This window comes from Paenibacillus sp. JT31N17 (assembly GCF_056269255.1).
Genome location: NZ_JBWDNP010000005.1, coordinates 194469 through 213928, shown reverse-complemented (window position 1 = coordinate 213928; position 19460 = coordinate 194469). Strand labels below are relative to the sequence as shown.

15 protein-coding genes are annotated in these 19460 nt (G+C 52.9%); 7 read left to right on the top strand and 8 right to left on the bottom strand.

Features of this window, described 5'->3' with window-relative positions; genetic code table 11:
- Nucleotides 1–175 precede the first annotated feature (175 nt).
- From AC0YOB_RS18755 to AC0YOB_RS18725, 7 genes are all read right to left on the bottom strand, one after another.
- Entirely contained in the window at nucleotides 176–829 is a 654-nt protein-coding gene (locus AC0YOB_RS18755) for a DedA family protein (protein ID WP_475794066.1), read from the bottom strand.
- 100 nt (nucleotides 830–929) lie between these two features.
- Nucleotides 930–1838, bottom strand: coding sequence for a helix-turn-helix transcriptional regulator (locus tag AC0YOB_RS18750; RefSeq protein WP_475794065.1), 909 nt, complete (start codon nucleotides 1836–1838; stop codon nucleotides 930–932).
- Between the two features lie 269 nt (nucleotides 1839–2107).
- The gene (locus AC0YOB_RS18745) at nucleotides 2108–4105 is read right to left on the bottom strand and encodes an ABC transporter ATP-binding protein (RefSeq protein WP_475794064.1); all 1998 of its coding nucleotides are present in this window, start codon (nucleotides 4103–4105) and stop codon (nucleotides 2108–2110) included.
- Nucleotides 4102–5826: an ABC transporter ATP-binding protein gene (locus tag AC0YOB_RS18740; protein ID WP_475794063.1), complete on the bottom strand. Its 1725-nt coding sequence runs from the start codon at nucleotides 5824–5826 to the stop codon at nucleotides 4102–4104. Before AC0YOB_RS18740 ends, AC0YOB_RS18745 begins: the two co-directional genes overlap by 4 nt.
- The gene (locus tag AC0YOB_RS18735) at nucleotides 5823–6329 is read right to left on the bottom strand and encodes a MarR family winged helix-turn-helix transcriptional regulator (protein WP_475794062.1); all 507 of its coding nucleotides are present in this window, start codon (nucleotides 6327–6329) and stop codon (nucleotides 5823–5825) included. Before AC0YOB_RS18735 ends, AC0YOB_RS18740 begins: the two co-directional genes overlap by 4 nt.
- A 269-nt stretch (nucleotides 6330–6598) precedes the next feature.
- Nucleotides 6599–7189, bottom strand: a complete 591-nt coding sequence (locus AC0YOB_RS18730) for a TetR/AcrR family transcriptional regulator (RefSeq protein WP_475794061.1) — start codon at nucleotides 7187–7189, stop codon at nucleotides 6599–6601.
- A gap of 423 nt (nucleotides 7190–7612) precedes the next feature.
- Nucleotides 7613–8473, bottom strand: coding sequence for a helix-turn-helix domain-containing protein (locus AC0YOB_RS18725; protein ID WP_475794060.1), 861 nt, complete (start codon nucleotides 8471–8473; stop codon nucleotides 7613–7615).
- Between the two features lie 144 nt (nucleotides 8474–8617).
- Between AC0YOB_RS18725 and AC0YOB_RS18720 the strand changes: the two genes are divergently transcribed.
- The 4 genes from AC0YOB_RS18720 to AC0YOB_RS18705 all read left to right on the top strand — a co-directional run bounded on the left by AC0YOB_RS18720 (nucleotide 8618) and on the right by AC0YOB_RS18705 (nucleotide 13160).
- Nucleotides 8618–10606, top strand: a complete 1989-nt coding sequence (locus AC0YOB_RS18720) for a glycoside hydrolase family 127 protein (protein WP_475794059.1) — start codon at nucleotides 8618–8620, stop codon at nucleotides 10604–10606.
- Nucleotides 10607–10779: 173 nt separating this feature from the next.
- Nucleotides 10780–11406, top strand: a complete 627-nt coding sequence (locus tag AC0YOB_RS18715; RefSeq protein ID WP_475794058.1) for an FMN-dependent NADH-azoreductase — start codon at nucleotides 10780–10782, stop codon at nucleotides 11404–11406.
- A gap of 99 nt (nucleotides 11407–11505) precedes the next feature.
- Entirely contained in the window at nucleotides 11506–12285 is a 780-nt protein-coding gene (gene mobA, locus AC0YOB_RS18710) for a molybdenum cofactor guanylyltransferase (protein ID WP_475794057.1), read from the top strand.
- A gap of 188 nt (nucleotides 12286–12473) precedes the next feature.
- Nucleotides 12474–13160: a class I SAM-dependent methyltransferase gene (locus AC0YOB_RS18705; RefSeq protein ID WP_475794227.1), complete on the top strand. Its 687-nt coding sequence runs from the start codon at nucleotides 12474–12476 to the stop codon at nucleotides 13158–13160.
- A gap of 55 nt (nucleotides 13161–13215) precedes the next feature.
- Here AC0YOB_RS18705 and AC0YOB_RS18700 read toward each other — a convergent pair whose 3' ends face one another.
- Nucleotides 13216–14457 carry a nitrate/nitrite transporter gene (locus tag AC0YOB_RS18700; protein ID WP_475794226.1) on the bottom strand — a complete coding sequence of 414 codons (1242 nt, stop codon included), beginning with the start codon at nucleotides 14455–14457 and terminating at the stop codon, nucleotides 13216–13218.
- A gap of 442 nt (nucleotides 14458–14899) precedes the next feature.
- Here AC0YOB_RS18700 and AC0YOB_RS18695 point away from each other — a divergent pair, with 442 nt between their 5' ends.
- The 3 genes from AC0YOB_RS18695 (at nucleotide 14900) to AC0YOB_RS18685 (ending at nucleotide 19219) form a co-directional block, all read left to right on the top strand.
- Nucleotides 14900–15727 carry an alpha/beta hydrolase family protein gene (locus AC0YOB_RS18695; protein WP_475794056.1) on the top strand — a complete coding sequence of 276 codons (828 nt, stop codon included), beginning with the start codon at nucleotides 14900–14902 and terminating at the stop codon, nucleotides 15725–15727.
- Nucleotides 15728–15960: 233 nt separating this feature from the next.
- Complete coding sequence (nagZ, locus tag AC0YOB_RS18690) at nucleotides 15961–17298, top strand: beta-N-acetylhexosaminidase (protein ID WP_475794055.1); 1338 nt, start codon at nucleotides 15961–15963, stop codon at nucleotides 17296–17298.
- Nucleotides 17299–17569: 271 nt separating this feature from the next.
- A complete protein-coding gene (locus AC0YOB_RS18685; protein ID WP_475794054.1) occupies nucleotides 17570–19219 on the top strand; it encodes a copper amine oxidase N-terminal domain-containing protein in 1650 nt (549 codons plus the stop codon).
- Nucleotides 19220–19460: the final 241 nt, after the last annotated feature.

Below are 19460 nucleotides of genomic sequence, written 5' to 3'. Positions count from 1 at the left end.
ATAAATTCAAATAAAATCCCGCTCCAAACACCTTTGAGCGGGATTTTCAACATGCGGGAAAGGTCAGCTTTCCGTTGCAGATCGCTGATTTTGCTTATATTCGGGGGGAATGCTGCGCCGTCATAGGACGGCGGGAGCCGTTTCTTTTTATTGATCCATTCATAAGCCGCCGGCATTATGACCCGGAACGGGCAAACAACATTTTGTAGACGAGCCTGAACCGGGCCAAGAGCCACGGGACAAGGATATGTTTATACCGCTTGAGAACCATGATCATGAGCAGGAAAGCGGCAATGACAAATACGGCGCGAATCGAGTAGCGGGTGATCAGATGGAGGATGTGTTCAAGCTCATTGCCGAATATTTTGCCGATCATGACATAGGTTATGACCCATATCAAGGCCCCGAAGTGGTTGAAAAGGAAAAAAGTCCGCAGAGGAATGCGCAGCACACCGGAAACATAACCGGTAAAATGGCGAAGACCGGGAATGAAATAACTGACCAGCAGCAGTTTATTCCCATATTTATCGAACCATATTGTAATTTTGGTTAGTCGCAGCGGGGTGAGGAAAAAATATTTTCCATACTTTTCGAAAAAAGGGATACCGAGCTTCCTGCCGACAAAATACGTGACTGTTGTGCCAATCGTCGCTCCCAGAAAGGCGCAAAGCATAATCCATCCCAAATGAAAATGGCCCGCTACCGAGATATGTCCGGAAATAGCCATGGCCAGCTCCCCGGGAAAAGGCAGGGCGATGGACTCCGTAAACAGTCCGAAAAATAAAACCAGATAACCATATTGTTCAAATAGCTGATTGATCCACTGCATGGCGTTCGTTATCCCCTTAGCTTCACTCCGTGTATTTCTTAAAAGTATATCGGAGTCGGCTTAAACCCGATAAGGGCTGGGGATTGGTTTCTTGCTGGACCTAAGTCGGGTTTAACTTTCTTCTGATCGCATCCATATTGGATAACATTCTTTTGCGCAAAGGCTCGGGACGAACGTCCTCAAGAAGGGTTCCAAATGAAAGCAGGTAACTGTCCAGCCAGCTGCCTTCAGGAAATTCGGCCGTAACGTCGTATGAACCGTCTTCATTGTGTGTAATCATCTTTTCGGCAAATTCATCGTAGACCCGATAAGCGCCTTCTGCAGAAATTTTTAGAGTCACCTCAATTGTGCTGCGCATAATGTTGTCTTCTGCCTCTGTTAACGTTATCGACGGTCTGGGCTCATAGTTGTCATCCATTACAGCGATGTCTTTCATCCGGCTGATCTTGAATATACGGGGACCCTTACTGGTCAGACAATGACCCGTCAGATACCAGGACTTATTTTTAAACAGCAGGCTGGCAGGTTCAACTCTTCGATCGCTCTGTTCACCAGCTGTATTAAAATATCGAAACGTAATAATGCGGTTCGCCGTAATCGCTTTGCGCAAGAGCGGAAAAAGCTCTCTCTGGCTTTCTTCGCTTCCCCACGGGGAGAAATCCACCTCAATCCAGCTGCTCCTGTCCTTCTTGAACAACCTGCTCAGCTTGCCGAGGATGTCCTCGATTTCAGGGAATTTTGCGGCAGTCAGGCTTTGAAGGGCCATTAAAATATCATCCTGTTCCTGCCCGGACAGCAAAGAGGTGTTGAAGACATAGCCGTCCATGAGCGATATTCCGCCGCCTTTTCCCCTGCTGCTGTAAATGGGGATTCCCGCTGCGCTCAAAATATCGATATCTCTATATATGGTTCGTGTGGAAACCTCAAAATGCTCTGCAAGCTCAGCAGCGGTCAAAGTCTTCTCATTCAGAAGCATATAAACCAATTCAAAATGCCGGCTTACCGACATATCGATCACCTCAATAAAAGTATACACCTTAAACATGACATTAAAAAAGTCATATTCAAGTGAAACCGTTACTGTAAACTTCTGCCCTGCAGTAGGTGACGCTATAATCTGCAGCCTGTAACAGAGAGTCGACGGCAACCGGAACAAAACAGCCCGCACGGCTCACCGATCACTCGATGCTGTGCGGGCTGTTTTATTCTTTCTGGCTGAGAAAAATGGTGAAGGCAAACGAAAGGATCATCAATGAGTCGGAAGCTGACCCTGCAAGCTTAAATCACTTCGCGCTGCGGCTTGCGGCCGCTGAACTGGCTTTCATACAGGTCGGCGTAGAAGCCTCCGGCTTCCAGCAGCTCCTCATGCGTACCCTGCTCGATCACAGTGCCGTGATTCATAACGAGAATCAGGTCGGCATCCCGAATGGTCGACAACCGGTGCGCGATGACGAAGCTGGTGCGTCCCTGCATCAGTTCATTCATGGCACGCTGGATCTGAATTTCTGTCCGCGTATCGACGCTGCTTGTCGCCTCGTCGAGAATCAGGATGGCAGGATCGGCAAGAATGGCTCTTGCGATGGTAAGCAGCTGCTTCTGACCCTGCGAGATATTCGAAGCTTCCTCGTTCAGCACGGTTTCGTAACCTTCCGGGAGCGTTCGGATAAAGTGATCCGCATAAGCCGCCCGGGCGGCTTGAACGACATCTTCCTCGCTGGCATCTTCGCGGCCGTAGGCAATATTGTCGCGGATGGTGCCGTTGAACAGCCATGTATCCTGCAGCACCATGCCGAACAGGCTGCGCAGATCCCCCCGTTTGAATCGGGTAATATCCACACCGTCGATGGTGATGCTGCCGCCGCTGAGCTCATAGAAGCGCATCAGCAGGTTGATCAGCGTCGTCTTGCCTGCGCCGGTGGGGCCGACAATCGCGATGGTTTGGCCGGAATGGACATCTATGCTCATATCTTCGATCAGCGGAGTATCCTCTTTGTAGCCGAACTTGACATGATTGAAACGGACATCTCCTTTGGGGAGGGCGACCAGTCTGCCTTGATCAACCGTTCCTTTGTCAAGGCGCATCTTATTCTGCTGCTGTTTGGAGGCGACCATTACGGCATCTTCCGCTTCTGCCACTTCCTCCTGCTCGTCAAGCAGCTCGAACACCCGCTCGGCCGAGGCAATCGTCGATTGAATGATATTGGCGATTTGCGCTGTCTGGGTGATCGGCATTGTGAATTGCCGGGAGTACGAGATAAAAGCCTGGACATCCCCGATTGTAATGGCATTGCGCAGGACGAAGATACCGCCGGCAACGCTGACCAGCACGTACCCGATATTGCCGATGAAGCTCATGATCGGCATGATCATGCCGGAGATGAACTGCGCCCGCCAGCCCGAGGCGTACAGCTCGTTATTCACTTTCGTGAAATGCTGCATCGATTTCTCCTCGTGGCCGAATGCCTTGACAATCGGGTGGCCGGTGTACATTTCCTCAACATGGCCGTTAAGCTCTCCCAGCGATTTCTGCTGGCCTTTGAAATACAGCTGCGAGCGTTTAGCGATCATGCGGATCGCCAGGAAGCTGAGCGGCAGGGTAATGATGGTGATGAGTGTCATAACCGGACTGATGGTCAGCATCATCACGATAACGCCAATCAATGTGACGATGGAGGTGATGAGCTGCGTCAGGCTTTGCTGCAGCGTGCTGCTGATATTATCGACGTCATTGACGGCGCGGCTGAGAATTTCCCCGTGCGTCCGCGAGTCGAAAAACTTGAGCGGCAGTCTGGCCAGCTTCTCATTGACGTCCTTGCGCAGATCATAAACCGTCTTCTGGGCAATGCCTGCCATGACGTACTGCTGGATATAGCTGAACAGCGAGCTGATAACATATAAGCAAATCAGTACAAGCAGGATGTGCCAGATATAGGTGAAATCGATTTTCGCCCCCTCAACGCCCCTCAGCTTGCCGACCATGCCTGTAAAAAGCTCGGTGGTCGCCTTCCCCATAATCTTCGGGCCAAGGATGGAGAAGACCGTGCTGAGTACTGCTGTCAGCAGCACGATCAGCAGCGCGAAGCGGTGGGGCTTCAAATAGCCGGCGAGCCGGCGCAGCGTGCCTTTGAAGTCCTTGGCTTTTTGGACAGGCATGCCCATCGCTCCAGGGCCGCCGCGGCCGGGTCCGAAGCCAAAGCCTGCCCCCTGGCCGCCAGGTCTTTGACCTGCAGCGCCGCCAGCCTGCCCTGAACCTTGCGGTCCTCGTGAGTTACTCATGCAATCTCCTCCTCTGACAGCTGCGACGTGACGATTTCGCGGTAAATCGCATTGCTCTGCAGCAGCTCGCGGTGCGTGCCGATTCCGGCCACTTTGCCGTCCTCCAGCACGATGATGCGGTCCGCATCCATGACCGTACTGACCCGCTGGGCGACAATGATGACCGTCGCCTCCGTCGTAGCCGGGCGCAGCGCCTCGCGCAGCCTGGCATCCGTCTTGAAGTCCAGGGCCGAGAAGCTGTCGTCGAACAGGTAGATCGTCGGCTTGCGGACGAGGGCGCGCGCAATGGACAGCCGCTGCTTCTGCCCGCCCGACACATTGGAGCCGCCCTGGGCTATCCGCGATTCGTAGCCTTCCGGCATCTCCGATACGAAGTCGCTGGCCTGCGCGATTTCGGCCGCGCGGCGGATTTCCTCATCCGTGGCGTCCTCTTTGCCATAACGGATATTTTCCGCAATGGTGCCGGTGAAAAGCACGGACTTCTGCGGGACAAGCCCGATCCGGTTGCGCAGCTGCTCCTGCGAAAGCTCGCGTACATCGACGCCGCCGATGCGGATGCTCCCGTCTGTCAGATCATAAAATCTCGGAATGAGATTGATCAGCGTAGATTTTCCGGAGCCAGTGCCCCCGATAATGGCGGTTATTTCCCCCGGACTTGCGGTGAAGCTGATGTTGGAGACGGCGGGTATTTCCGCTCCCGGGTAATGGAAGGTCACATTGTCGAATTCAACGACGCCCGCGTCTGCCGATTTCTTCGGAGAAGCCGGATCATTAATGTCCGGCAGCATGCCCAGCACTTCATTGATCCGTACAGCAGAAGCGGAGGCGCGGGGAATCATGACAAACATCATGGAAGCGAACATGAGCGCAAACATGATTTGAAAGGCATACTGGATAAAAGCAATCAGGTCGCCTACTTCCATGTGACCGCTGTTGATCCGCAGACCCCCAAACCAAACAAGGGCGACGCTGGCAATGTTCATCATCAGCATCATGATCGGCATGAGGGAGGCCATAATCCGGTTGACCTTCACAGCCGTATCGGTCAGATCGCGGTTGGCTTCATTGAAACGGTCCTGTTCATGGCGGATCCGGTTGAAGGAGCGGATAACGCGGATACCGGTCAGGTTCTCGCGCAGGACAAGATTGAGCTTGTCGAGCTTGGTCTGCATGGCCCGGAACAACGGTATGCCTCTGCCGACGATGGCATAAATCAAGAGGGCCAGGATAGGCACGATGGCTATAATGACAAGCGACAACGTGACATCCTTATACATGGCCATGATGATGCCGCCGAAGCACATCATCGGAGCCATGACCATGACCCGCATCATCATCGTCAGCACCTGCTGCACCTGCGTAATATCATTGGTGGTGCGGGTGATCAGCGAAGCGGTGCCGATCTTGTCGAATTCATTCAGTGAAAATCGCGACACATGAGAGAAGACCCGGCTGCGGAGATCCTTGCCGAAGCCTCCCGCCGCCTTGGCGGAGAGGAAGCTTGCGCCGACCGAGCAGGCCGCGCCGAGCAGGGCCATCAGCATCATGAAGCCGCCAATCTTCCAGATATAGGGCGTATCGCCGGCAACAACGCCTTTATCTACAATATCCGACATCAGAGTCGGCAGATACAGATCCGAGAGCGACTGGAGCAGGACAAGGATCAGCACAAAAGCAACAGGAATGCGGTAGGGCCTCAAAAATCGCAATAGCTTCATCATCGTTTACATTCACCTTCATTCGGTAAATTTAGTTTGCGCTCGGGACACTGGGCCAGGTGAGGGCCGCCATTGTAATAGTCAAATACCTCATCGAGCAGCTCAATAAGCTGATTGCTGCGCTCTTCGCCCATCCGGTCAATCAGTCCCTGGATGCGTTCAAACATGGCTGCCTCTGATAATTGCGTTTGACGCAGGCCTTCCTCGGTCAGCTTGATGCGCACAACACGCCGGTCCTCCGGGTCGGAGCTTCGTTCAAGCAGACCTCTGGCTTCCAGTACATTGACCGACTGGGTCACCGTAGGCGACGTGACGTTGAGCAGCTGGCTGAGCTCTGAGGCCTTCATTCCTGCGGGATGAAGCTTCTCCCGCCTGCGGATAACGAATAACATGACAGCCTCGCTTTGAGTACAGCCCTCAATGGGCCGCTGGCTTCTCCAGCTGATATGCCGCATTTGACGAAAAACACGGAATAACTCGCTGGGAGTGCTGAGTTCATCGGGCATTTGGGTGTATCCTCTCCTTTTTCGCATTTATAGTATGTTCCGGGGCAGCAGCATGAATATAATTTACTTAGCTAAACTAATTGTATTCAGGTAAAGAATCCTTGTCAATTCATTTGAGCAATTTTTGAAGTGAAGGAATGCCAGGCCAAGTGTGACAACAGCCCATGATAGATTCGTGAGCCGGACATTAGCGAGGGGGAAGATTGATGAGGCGTATTGGCAGCAGCCAATACGCCTTTTCGCCTATTGCATGGCAGGAAGTTCTGAGATCATTTCACGATTCCGTTCATAATGAGATCCTCGAGCTGCTTTGTTGTGATGCCCATATCACCAGCCATCCTTCTTGCCCGGCCTAGCGACATCACAATGCCTATCACGATTGTCGCAATATCGGTTACCGGTTGGCGCAAGCGTGCTTCGTCCGGCTCAAGCACGCTGCAAACGGCGGAATGGATTCTTTGATGCGAGGCTGTCCGACTTTCACTCAACCGGCGGATTTCTTCATCAGATAACGAACTGCGTTCTCTACGTTTGGATGGAGCGGTCAATCGTACGGCATTCATGATGGCACCGGTTCTCTCTCCTTGAATCCGAATCACATCGATCAGGTTCGTCAACCGTTCTTCCAAACCGGCTTCTTTGTCGATTGCCTCCAATTCAATCAGGACATTCTCCGGTTTCGTTGCTTCATCCAGGCACGCCAACAGCACTTCATCCTTGTCGGCAAATGCGCGGAATATAGTCGGTTCGCTGATTCCGGCTGCCCGTGCAATTTGCAGCGTCGTGACGCTTGGGCCGATTTCCACCAATAGGGGCAAAGCGGCTCTTACGATCATTGCTCTCCTTTCTTCAATATTCATGCCGGGAGCTCGTTTGGGTGACGTTGAATTATTCTCATTTGTTTTCATGTTGATATTATATGTAGTGAATACTCACTATGTCAACTTATATATTTTTTCTTGGTACCACAGGGGGCAGAATACATAGCGTCTCAGACAAGCTGTGCCTTTGAGAACGGGATAATGGCTGAAGCCGAGATCAAACAGAAAAAGGGGGATGAGTTGATGGTGAATTTTGAATGATTATTCAGGCTCAGCAGGCAGTTATGGAGGCGGGAGAATGGAGCTGCTGCACAGCCTGCAGGCGATCTGGAGAATTGGGCTTGCCTGAACGCAGCAGCGGGAAATGGTTGTGAAACAGTACCGGAAGAAATATGCGGCAGTCTGGAGAAAAGTGTAAGGGCGGCTCATCCTTCGGGTCAGCGCCCTGCAGCAGCCTGCCTTTCACAGGAACTGCCTGCGGAACTGCAGCGGGGGCATCCCGCAGTACTGTTTGAAGCAGCTGGAGAAATAGGGCGTGTGGCGGAAGCCGACCTCTTCGGCAATCTGGGCAATGGACCATTCGGTCTTGATCAGCAGCAGCTTCGCCTGCTCCAGCCGGTATTCCTGCAAATACGCCATCGGCGTGCAGTCATAGATTTCTTTCATGCATCTGACAATATAATTGGGATGAAAATGCAGCACTTCTGCCAGCGTCTCATTCTTCAAATCCGCCTGGTAAAACTGTTTGATATAAGCCTCCGTGCTCTCGGCAAGCTTCATCGCCGGAGAGGCGCTTCTGCTTTCGCCGCCTTCCTCCAAGAGACGCAGCAGCTCTAGGAACGACTGCTGCTCCTTCAAGAAGGCGCTGGAGCGGTTCTCTGTGGAGAGCTCCATCAGCTTCGCCAGCTGCCGCAGGGCCAAGGCGAAATTCGGCAGCGCCTGAGACTGCGGAAACTGCATCGTATACGCGCTCATCCAAGGCTGCCTCGGGGGATGAACCGGCGCCGCGGCTTCTTCCCCGTACGCCCATTCACCGGCAAAGTTGAAATGAATCCAGTAGAAGACCGTTTCCTCCTCGCAGGGCTTGACCGCATAATGATACCGGTCCGGCAGCAGCAGCAGCGTCTGTCCCTCGGCCAGCTCCCACTGTCGGTCCTCCTCCCCGATATGCAGCACGCCCTTTACCACCCATAACAGGTCAAAAACCCCCAGGTTCCGGCGGCTTGGATGCTGTTCGCCCGGCGCAAAACGGCTCAAGCCGATCGTGATAAAATAAGGCATCGGCGGTGTTTCCATTCGAATCAGGCTGCTGTGTCCATTCATGCTCTCACCCCTTCATCAGTGTGATATTTTATAAAAACTGGTTCAGTTTATTTATAGTTGATTTCTAGTTTAAAGAATAAACTGAACTTGCAGGAGAATCAAATATTGATGTTTCTTGACCGATCACACTGAAGGAGGATAATCATGAATCTTTCAACTCAACGGGATAATGAGAAGCCCAAAGTACGCATAAGGGATGATTTTTGGGACGGCTATATGGAGCTGGTGCGGAATACGGTCATTCCGTATCAGTGGGATGCGCTGAATGACCGGATTGCAGATGCCGCTCCCAGCTATGCGATTCAGAATTTCCGGATTGCGGCAGGGCTTGCGGAGGGCGAATTCGGAGGGATGGTCTTTCAGGACAGCGATGTCGCCAAATGGCTGGAGGCCGTTGGTTTTTCCCTGGCCGGGCATCCCGATCCCGAGCTTGAGAAGACAGCCGATGGCGTAATTGAGCTCATTGCAGCGGCGCAGCGCGGTGACGGTTATCTGAACACCTACTTTACGCTCAAGGAGCCGGGCAAGGAGTGGACGAACCTGCAGGAGGCGCATGAGCTGTACTGCGCCGGGCATATGATGGAAGCGGCGGTCGCCTATTATGAAGGGACAGGCAAGCGCAAGCTGCTGGAGGTCATGTGCAAATTTGCCGACTATATCGATTCCGTGTTTGGACCGGAGCCGGGCAAGCTCCACGGTTACGACGGGCATCAGGAAATCGAGCTGGCGCTGGTAAAGCTGTATCGCGTCACGGGTGAGGAGCGGTATCTCCGCTTGAGCCGTTTTTTTATCGATGCAAGGGGAGAGCAGCCCAGCTTCTTCGTGGATGAATGGGAAAGACGGGGAAGATTCAGCCACTGGACGCAAAAGGAGTCCGCATCGCCGGATCTGGCTTACTTCCAGGCGCATGAGCCGGTGCGGGAGCAGTCAGTGGCGGTGGGCCACGCGGTCCGGGCGGTTTATATGTATGCTGCGATGGCGGACCTGGCCAGACTGACCGGCGACGAGTCCCTGCTGGAAGCATGCCGGAGACTGTGGCGCAATACCACCGCCAGACAAATGTACATTACAGGCGGAATCGGCTCCACACATCACGGGGAAGCTTTCTCCTTCGATTACGATTTGCCCAACGACACCGTATATGCCGAGACATGCGCTTCAATCGGGCTTATGTTCTTCGCCAGCCGGATGCTGCAGCTGGAGCCTAAGAGCGAATACGCCGACGTACTGGAGCGGGCGCTCTATAATAATGTAATTGGAAGCATGTCGCTGGACGGCAAGCATTACTTCTATGTCAATCCGCTGGAAGTATGGCCGGAGGCCTCGGAGAAGAACCCGGGAAGACGTCATGTGAAGGCGGTCCGCCAGAAATGGTTCGGCTGCTCCTGCTGCCCGCCGAATGTGGCGCGGCTCTTATGCTCCTTGAACGATTATATTTATACGGCATCACCTGAAACCAATACTGTATATGCGCATTTGTTCATCGGCAGCGAATCGAGTTTCGAGCTTGCGGCCGGCAGTGTGAAGATGAAGCAGGTATCTGGACTACCTTGGGAAGGCAAGGTCCGGTTCGAGGTGACTCCTGCGGCTTCAGGCAGCGAGTTCACGCTTGCTCTGCGAATTCCGGATTGGTGCGCCGGGAAGGCCAGGCTGAGCGTCAATGGTTCGTCTGCGCCCTACGATATTGAGCAGGGGTATGCGCTGATCAAGCGGCAGTGGTCGGAAGGCGACGTGGTGGAATGGGAGCTTGAACTTCGGGCGCAGCTGATTGCGGCAAGACCGGAGATCCGGGCGAATGCGGGCAAAGCCGCCATCCAGCGGGGTCCACTTGTGTACTGTATGGAACAGACGGACAATGGCAGTCCCCTTGCGGCTGTTTCCATTGTCCGCGAAGCCGGGCTGGGCGCGCGTTATGAGGCCGGGCTGCTGGGCGGAGCGGTCATCGTGGAAGGGGAAGGGCAGATCGAAGATGAAGCGGTCTGGGAGGCTGATGATGCTCCTTATCTGCCGCTCTCATCAACACGGCAGACGAGGAGCGTCCATTTAACGGCCGTGCCTTACTACCTGTGGGGCAACCGCGGCCAGGGCGAGATGACGGTGTGGATTCGAACGGCGGCAGGGAAGAAAGAATAATGAATAATGGTATTTTTACGGTCCTGATTTAAAATAGAACAGGCTGCCGCGAGTGGATTATTTCTCCGTCATCCCAAGAAATCCCCTGACAATAGGCTGTCAGGGGATTTGCTTTATTATTGAAAGAGAAGAGGGCCCTTATCCAACTTTACTGCGGGAGGAAGATATTTGACATGGCAAATGTGTTATTCGTAAAAGCAAATGACCGCCCGGCGGATCAATCCGTCAGTGTGCGAATGTATGAGAGCTTCCTGAACACTTACCGGGAAACCCACCTCCTGGATCACATCACCGAGCTGGATCTGTATCAAGCGGAGCTTCCCTATTACGGGAACAAAATGATTACGGGTCTTAATAAAATAGATCAGGGCATGGAAGCATCCCCGGAAGAAGCAGCAGCAGCGGCTGTGGCCAACCGTTATCTGGATCAATTTCTTGCTGCGGATAAAATAATTTTTGCTTTTCCGCTGTGGAACCTGACGGTACCGGCTCCGCTGATTACGTACATCGCCTATTTGACACAGCCCGGAAAAACCTTCCGGTTCACTTCGGAGGGCGCGGTTGGTTTGGCGGGTGACAAGAAGGTCGTGCTGCTTAGTGCCCGGGGAGGGGATTATTCAGTGGCGCATATGCAATCGCTGGAAATGGCTCTAAACTACGTGAAGTGCGCAATAGGCCTGTGGGGCATCCAAAGCCCGGAATCCATTGTCATCGAAGGCCATAATCAGTATCAGGACCGCGCGCAGGCTATCATTGAATCCGGTCTGGCAAGAACGATCGAGCTGGCTTCCGGATTCTAGCTTGCGATCTGAAGCCATTTTGCGGGGAGCAGACTTGTTCTTGTCCGGTAATGCGGGTACAATCTTGGCATAATAAAGCTTATGAAGGTTGTGAAAAGCATGGAGGACAGGAATGAACAGAAAGCCGGGATCCGGCAGGGCATTATTCTGGCCGGAGGGCGAAGCCTGCGGATGGGGACGGACAAGGCCATGCTTGACATCGGCGGCAAGCCGCTGCTTCAGCGGATTATCGGGCAGATGCTGGATGCCGGCATCTGGAGCATTACCCTTGCGGTTCGCGACAGCGGGCAGGAGGAGCGTTACCTTGCTGCTCTCCGGGAGTCGGGCGAAGAATGGCGGGCCCGGATCATACCAAAGGGCGGCGGCGGGCCCGGATTTCAGACATCCGGCGGCGTATTGCAAAATAGCAGCGGCCAGCTTCCTTCCAGCTCCGGAACAGGTAGTCCGGAAGCTTGCATTTCCTTCGCGCAGGACAGCTATCCAGACTGCGGACCGCTTGCAGGGCTGCATGCGTCATTATCCGGTGTGCCGGAGGAAGGCTACGTCTTTGTTATGGCCTGCGACATGCCTGTCCTGTCTGTCCCGCTGTTCAGGCGCCTGGCGGAATTGGCGCTCCATACAGGAGAACCGGGACCGGATATCATCCGTACTTCCGGGCAGCCTTTTCATGCGCTGTACCACACGCGCACGGCATCCGTCATCCAGCAGCAGCTTGAGCGGGGAGACCTCCGTGTCATGCATTTGCTGGAGCGGCTCCAGTCTGTCCGGATCGGAACTACGGAGGAAGAAGAAGAGGCTTTTGTCAATTTGAATACGCCGGCATCCTATGAACATTACATAATGGGTCAAAGGAATCCTTCTTCAGATAGTTCGGAGTAAGCTGCTGAAGATAGGGACTGCGGTTACGCCGGCGACATGCTCTCTGCCTCTGTTGTTTATCATTCTATAGGAAGAAACTATTAGAACAATAGTAATTATATATTTGTGGAATAACAGGTACATCCTATACAGTGGGATCAGAAGATAACTTCATTCGGATCCATGCATAGGAGGGATTGACCGTGAGTATGAACAAGGACAGCCATCAGGTAAAAGTGAAATTCGATGAAATTGCAGACAAGTACGACCAGCAAAGAAGGATGCTTATCCCAAGCTTCGATGATTTCTATGGTATCCCGGTTGCATTTTCCCGGCAGAGCCGGAAAGCCCCCCGGATCCTGGATCTGGGGGCGGGAACCGGATTATTTTCTTCCTTTTTTGTGGAGAAATATCCCGATGCCGAACTGACCCTTATCGATCTCTCCTCCAATATGATGGATATCGCCAAGGTCAGATTCAGCCATCTGTCCCGGGTTGAATATATCGTCGCCGATTATTCAGCCTACGAATACAGCGGGAAATTCGATATTATCATTTCTTCGCTCTCCATTCATCATCTGGAGGATGCGGCCAAGCAGGCCATTTATGCCAAAGCTTATTCACTGCTTGAGGAAGACGGGTTGTTCATTAATGCCGATCAGGTGCTGGGAAGCACGCCGGCCATTCACCGGTATTACGAAGAGACATGGCGTGCGGCGGTGCTCGGCAGCGGTCTCTCCCGGGACAATCTTGATCTGGCGCTGGAGCGGATGAAGCTCGATAAATATGCAACGGTGGAATCGCAGCTGGGCTGGCTCGCCCAAGCTGGCTTCACAGATGTGGATTGCTTGTTCAAGCATTATAATTTTGCTGTGCTGACCGGGCGAAAGGCATAAAAGCTCAAATTATGTGCGAATATGCCTGTGCGGATTGTTGTCCGTGAACCCCCGCTTACGACGCGATCGTATTCTGCATTGCGTTTTGGCTCTCGCGGGCTTTGCCGCCGCTGCCAATCCAGGTTTTCTTCCAGGAGCCCTGAATGATGAAGATGAGCACGACGCAGGCGAGCGCAACCCCGCTCAGAATAAGAAAGCCCGGTGTATAGGAGCCGGTGGACTGCTTCAGGTTGCCGAGAATTTTGGGCAGAAAATAACCGCCAAGTCCTCCTGCTGCGCCAACAATGCCTGTTATAATGCCGAGCTCCTTCTGAAACCGCTGCGGTACCAGCTGGAAAACAGAGCCGTTGCCCATCCCGAGGCTCATCATGCCGATGAACAGAAGTACGGTAATGAGCGAGAGCGGAGGGAGCGAGGATATACTCGCCATCATGATGGCCACAATGCCGTACAATACCATCAGCATGCGGATGCCGCCAATCCGGTCGGCCAGCCATCCTCCGATCGGACGGAAGAAGCTGCCGGCAATGACGCAGACTGTGGTAAAGTCCGCCGCACGGACGGGACTAAGCCCGTATTGGGTGTTGAAGAAGATGGTCAGGTAATTGGACATGCCGACGAATCCGCCGAACGTGACGCTGTACAGGATGCAGAACATCCAGGTATCGCGCTGCTTGAGAACGGAGCCGTACTCGGCTAATGTTCGCGGCGCCGGCTGCGAGGGGCTGTCTTTGGCAAATACACTGAAGATAATGAAGACGATGGAGACAGGTATGATGGCCAGTCCGAATACCACATGCCAGTCTCCAAAATAGTTGGCGATCCGGTTGGCAAACAGCGTCGCAAACACAGTGCCGCTGTTGCCGGCCCCGGCAATTCCCATCGCTAATCCCTGATACTGCGGCGGATACCAGCGGCTGGCAAGCGGCAGCGCAGCGGCGAACGAAGCCCCGGCAATTCCCAGAAGGATAGCGACCATATAGAGCTCGTTCAGGGAATCTACGAACTTCCAGCCCCATACGAGCGGAACCATAGTCAGCAGCATGCCGATTTGTCCGGTGCGTTTGGGACCGATAACATCGGTTAAATATCCGAGCACGAGACGCAGAACAGAGCCGCCCAGTACCGGGAGCGCCACCAGATTGGCTTTTTGCGAGGCGTCCATGGGATAGTCGCTCATAATGACAACAACGAGCGGACCAAGCAGAACCCATACCATAAAGCTGACATCAAAGTACAAAAATGAACTCAACAGCGTAGGGCTATGACCGCTTTTCAAAAAGCTTTTCCGATCCATCATGGTAAAAACCCCTTCCAATTCTCATCGTTTCGTTAGTGGGCCGGCTTGTTGAACAGGCTCCAAAACACAATAAAAGGCCGCAGCACAGTTGTAATCAACTGTACCTGCGGCCTCTTTGCCAAATTGAGCTGCACGTCAGTGTGCAGACCAGTTACATTTTTCGATTCACGTCATTGTGATCTTATTTGCATTATATTCTTTGCGTCAATTACATGTCAATATATCTTACACAAAAAAATAGCGATATAAATTCCGAGGCTGCAGCCGGGTAAATTTCCAGATGCCGGGGAAATACTAAATGACCAGAGGCATGCAAGGAAACTGACGTAAAGCGGATATCAAACAAATCAGGAATTCACATATTGACGGGATCGAATTATCATGTTAATCTTAATTCATAGTATATAGGTAGGAATTATAGGGTTAGGCGGTGCTATTCATGAATCATCCCATAACGATTAAAAGCGGCGATCTTCTCTTATCCGGAGTGCTTCAGTATCCGGTGCTGGATCGGGAAGGCAGCAGAGCGGCGGATAAATTTCCGCTTATTATTATATGTCATGGCTTTATCGGCAACCGGATGGGAACCGACAGGCTTTTTGTCGAGGCGGCTGAACGATTGACGAATAACGGCTATTTGGTGCTGCGCTTCGACTATGGAGGATGCGGCGAGAGCACTGGAGATTACGGCAGCGGCGGACTTGAGGATATGATTGAGCAGACCCGGACGGTGATTGATTATGGCTACTGCCTGGATCTGGTCGATCCGGACCGGATTATTCTGCTCGGCCACAGTCTGGGAGGCGCGGTTGCCGTGCTGACGGCAGCCCGCGACCCGCGGGTGAAGTCACTGGTTTTATGGGCAGCTGTGGCACATCCCTTCATGGATATCCGCAACATCGTCGGCACCCGCACCATCGAAGAGATTGAACTTTCGGGAACAAGCGACTATATGCATTACGAGCTGACCAAGCACTTCACCGATTCCCTGGCGCAGTTCCAGCCGCTTACCGAGCTTCGGAGCTTCAACGGAGATGTGCTCGTCGTCCACGGCACAGCCGATGAAGTAGTGCCCGTCGATTACTGCTTCCTGTACCAGAAGATGTTCTGGCTGCGCAAGGAAGGCAGCTGCGACAAGGAGGTCATTCTGCAGGCGGACCATACCTTCTCCTCGAAGGCTTCCCGGGAGCAGCTGTTTGATATAACCTTCCGCTGGATCGATGTCCTGGGCAAGCGCCGCAATGATTGGAGCTTATGGACCATCTAGCAGAATGAGCCGCAAATAATGGCGGTCATAGCAGCAGACGCAAATAAACAAGAGGCCCTTCAATTCCGGTTGAAGGGCTTTTTGTTGTTTTTTTCAATCTATATAAATCCAGAACATAATCGATGCTGCGCACGTCTATAGCATGTGGGCCGATTATAAGCAGCCGGGATTAAGTGTAAACTAACATGGATTGACATGCAGTGAAGGACGATATAGCGGAGGTAGGACAGTTTATGAGATTAAAAGCGGGATGGCTAGCCATTATCATATGCATCTGCTGCTTCACGGCAGGATGCGGCAATAAACAGGCAGGGCAATCGGATCAAACGGGCGGGTCCGCCGGATCAGTGGATCAGCAGCCGGCTCAGGAGCATGGGAATGCCGGTGGCCAGCCTGAGCCGGATGAGGGCTCCGCTCTCCCGGATACCGGCAGCAGCAGCGGTTCCGGCAATGATCCGGGCAATTCATCATCTTCCGATGAAATCGGGCTTCAGGTGAAGGCGATGACGTTGGAGGAAAAGCTTGGACAGATGGTTATTGCCGGCGTAGAGGGAAGCAGCGCCACGGAGCAGACGCGGAAAATGATTGCGGAAGAGCATGTAGGGGGCATTATTTTCTACAAAAACAATCTGACGAGCCCGGAAGGAGTCGCAGCTTATGTGAACCGGATCAAGGAATGGAACCGCGGCAGCAATTCGGCGCCCTTGTTCATCTCTGTCGATGAGGAGGGCGGCAGGGTCAGCCGTCTGCCCGGGGTCAGCGATCTGCCGACCGGCAGAGCCGTGGGCAAAGTGAACCAGCCGGACTATGCTGCCAAGATCGGCTCTTTTCTAGGCGAGGCCTGCAGCGCAATGGGGATTAACGTCGATTTTGCACCCGTTCTGGATATTAACAGCAATTCCGATAACCCCGTTATCGGGGACCGTTCTTATGGGGCGACGGCAAAGCTGGTGACGGACACAGGGATGGAAGTGATGAAGGGGATTCAATCGACCGGGGTCATTCCGGTGGTGAAGCATTTTCCCGGTCACGGCGATACTTCCGTGGATTCCCATCTGGAGCTGCCGGTGGTGAACAAAAGTCTGACACAGCTGCAGTCCTTTGAATGGCTCCCTTTTAAAGAAGCGGTCGATGAGGGTGTGGATGCCGTGATGATCGCCCATATTTTATTTCCCAAGCTGGATTCCAAGTATCCGGCCTCTCTATCCAAAACCGTCATTACCGACGAGCTGCGGGGCACGCTTGGCTTCAAAGGAGTGGTGATCACGGATGATCTGACCATGGGAGCGATCGCCGAGCATTTCGGGATGGGAGAAGCAGCCGTAAGGACCGTTATGGCGGGCAGCGATATTCTGCTGGTGGCCCATGAATATGACAATGTGGCGAGTGTGATCCAGGCATTGAAGAAGAGCGTGGGCAAGGGAGACATTACCGAGGAACGGATCAACGAAAGTGTGACGCGGATTCTTGCCCTGAAGAACAAATATGCCGTAACCGACGATGTGAAAATTCAGACGCCAAAGCTTACGCAGCTTAACGCCGCGATTAAGCAAACTCTGGCTTCGCATTAATCTTGTCCGGTTTTAGCTTCACGGTTTCTTTGCAATTGTAGCCTCCCCCAGCCTTACGGCGGGAGGTTTTTTGCTGTTTTACGCTAGCCGTTCATTTATAAAAAATCCTATAAAAGTAATTATATACCTGTTTACATTCAAAAAAACTATGACTTCAGTATGATGAGAGCCTTCACATTTTTTTAATGAAAGCAGTTTCAGTCTCTAATCCGCGGTGTAAGTCATAAGTGTTAAGACGGCAATCATCCTACATATCGAGGAGAGATGAACAGTGAAGGGTTTGAAAGAGAAGGTCGGGGTTTTATTAGCTTGTTTGTTGCTCGTCGTTCCTGCATTGGCTGGAGCGCAAGCCCAGAATGCCAAAGGGGCCACGCAGGATTTGCGGGCAGGTCTTGGACAATTGCTTGGCGAGCATGCCGTACTTGCTGTTATCGCAATGCAGAAGGGCTATGATGCTTCAGCGGATTTCAACGATGCCGCGAATGCGCTCAGCGCCAATACGGATGATCTGACAGCGGCCGTTGCTTCCGTCTATGGAGCAAGCGCAGGCGCAGAGTTCAAGACCATTTGGGCCACACATATCGGCTACTTTGCCGACTATGTCAAGGCGACAGCGGCCAATGATCCGGCAGGGCGCCAGAAGGCGGTTGCCGATCTGGAGGATTACCGTACGAAGCAGGCTGCGTTTTTTGCAAACGCCAACCCCGACAACTTCAAGCAGGAGGTCATTGCCGAGGGCTTGAAAATGCATATTCATCATCTGCTGGATGCTTTTGATGCCTATGTGAACAAGGACTACTCCGCGGTTTATGCGGATACCCGCGCAGCTTATGCGCATATGTTCGAAACCGGCGATGCTCTTGCGGCAGGAATCTCTGCTCAATACCCGGCCAAATTCCCTTCACTCAGCAGCAATCAGGAGGCTTCCGATCTGCGTTCCACACTTGGCCGTCTGCTCGGCGAGCATGCCCTGCTTGCAGCTTTGACCATGCAGAAGGGCAATGATGCCAAACCGGATTTTGAAGCGGCATCCTTATCGCTCGGCGATAACACCGCTGATCTGACGGCGGCGATCACCAGCGTTTATGGCAATGCGGCAGGCGAGGCTTTCCGGCCTCTCTGGTCATCGCATATCGGTTACTTCTCCGATTATGTGAAAGCGACGGCTGCAAACAGTGAAACAGACCGTGCGGCGGCTGCGGCTGAGCTGGAGAAATACCGCATGGATCAGGCGCGCTTCTTCGCTGCCGCCAATCCTTCCTATTTCAATGAGAATGAAATTGCCGATGGACTGAAGATGCATCTCAATCAGCTGCTGGATTCATTCAATCATTATGATCAGGCAAGCTATGCGGCTGCCTACAACGACTTGCGCACAGCCTACGACCATATGTTCATGACAGCTGATTCGCTGACTGGCGGTATCATTGCCCAGAACAGCGATAAATTCCAAGTGCCCGGTACGCTTCCCGGAACAGGGACAGGCGGCGGTTCAACCGGAAGCGTTGGCGGTTTGGGAACGATATTCGAAACCTCCAGCGTTTCGATGAAGGTCAACAGCAAGAATCTCACGGTGAACGGTACAGTCACCGCGATGGATTCCACGCCTATTCTTCAAAACGGAACGGCCTATATTCCGGTCCGTTACTGGGCGGAAGCTACGGGCGGAACGATTACATTCGATAAGGCGGCCGGAACGACAACCGTGACCAATGGTTACAATGTGTCGGTATACAGCACAGTCAATCCCAAGCAGATCACGCTGAACGGTTCGGCTGTGACAGGAACCTCCATTGTTGTCGTAGACGGCCGCGTGTACATCCCGGTCCGCTCGATTTCCGAATTCTATGGCTGGACGGTTCAATTCAACAGTATGGACCAATCCATCATGATGTCGAAGCAGTATGAAGCGAATATGTAAGTCAGCTTGAATGAAAAAGAAACTTGCAGCGCGCGCCAGCCTTTGGCGGCACTTGCAAGCCAAGCTTCTTGCTCTCCGAGCTGTCAGCAGGTGACGGAACTTTTAACGTCACCTGCTTTATTTTGTTCAAACATAAGAAAGTATAAATTTCCTCCATACTTTGCTTATATTTTCTGAGGGAAGAAACTTGGCTTAGCTGCAAGAAGGAAGGCGACAGCCGTTTCATCCTGCCCTGTAACAG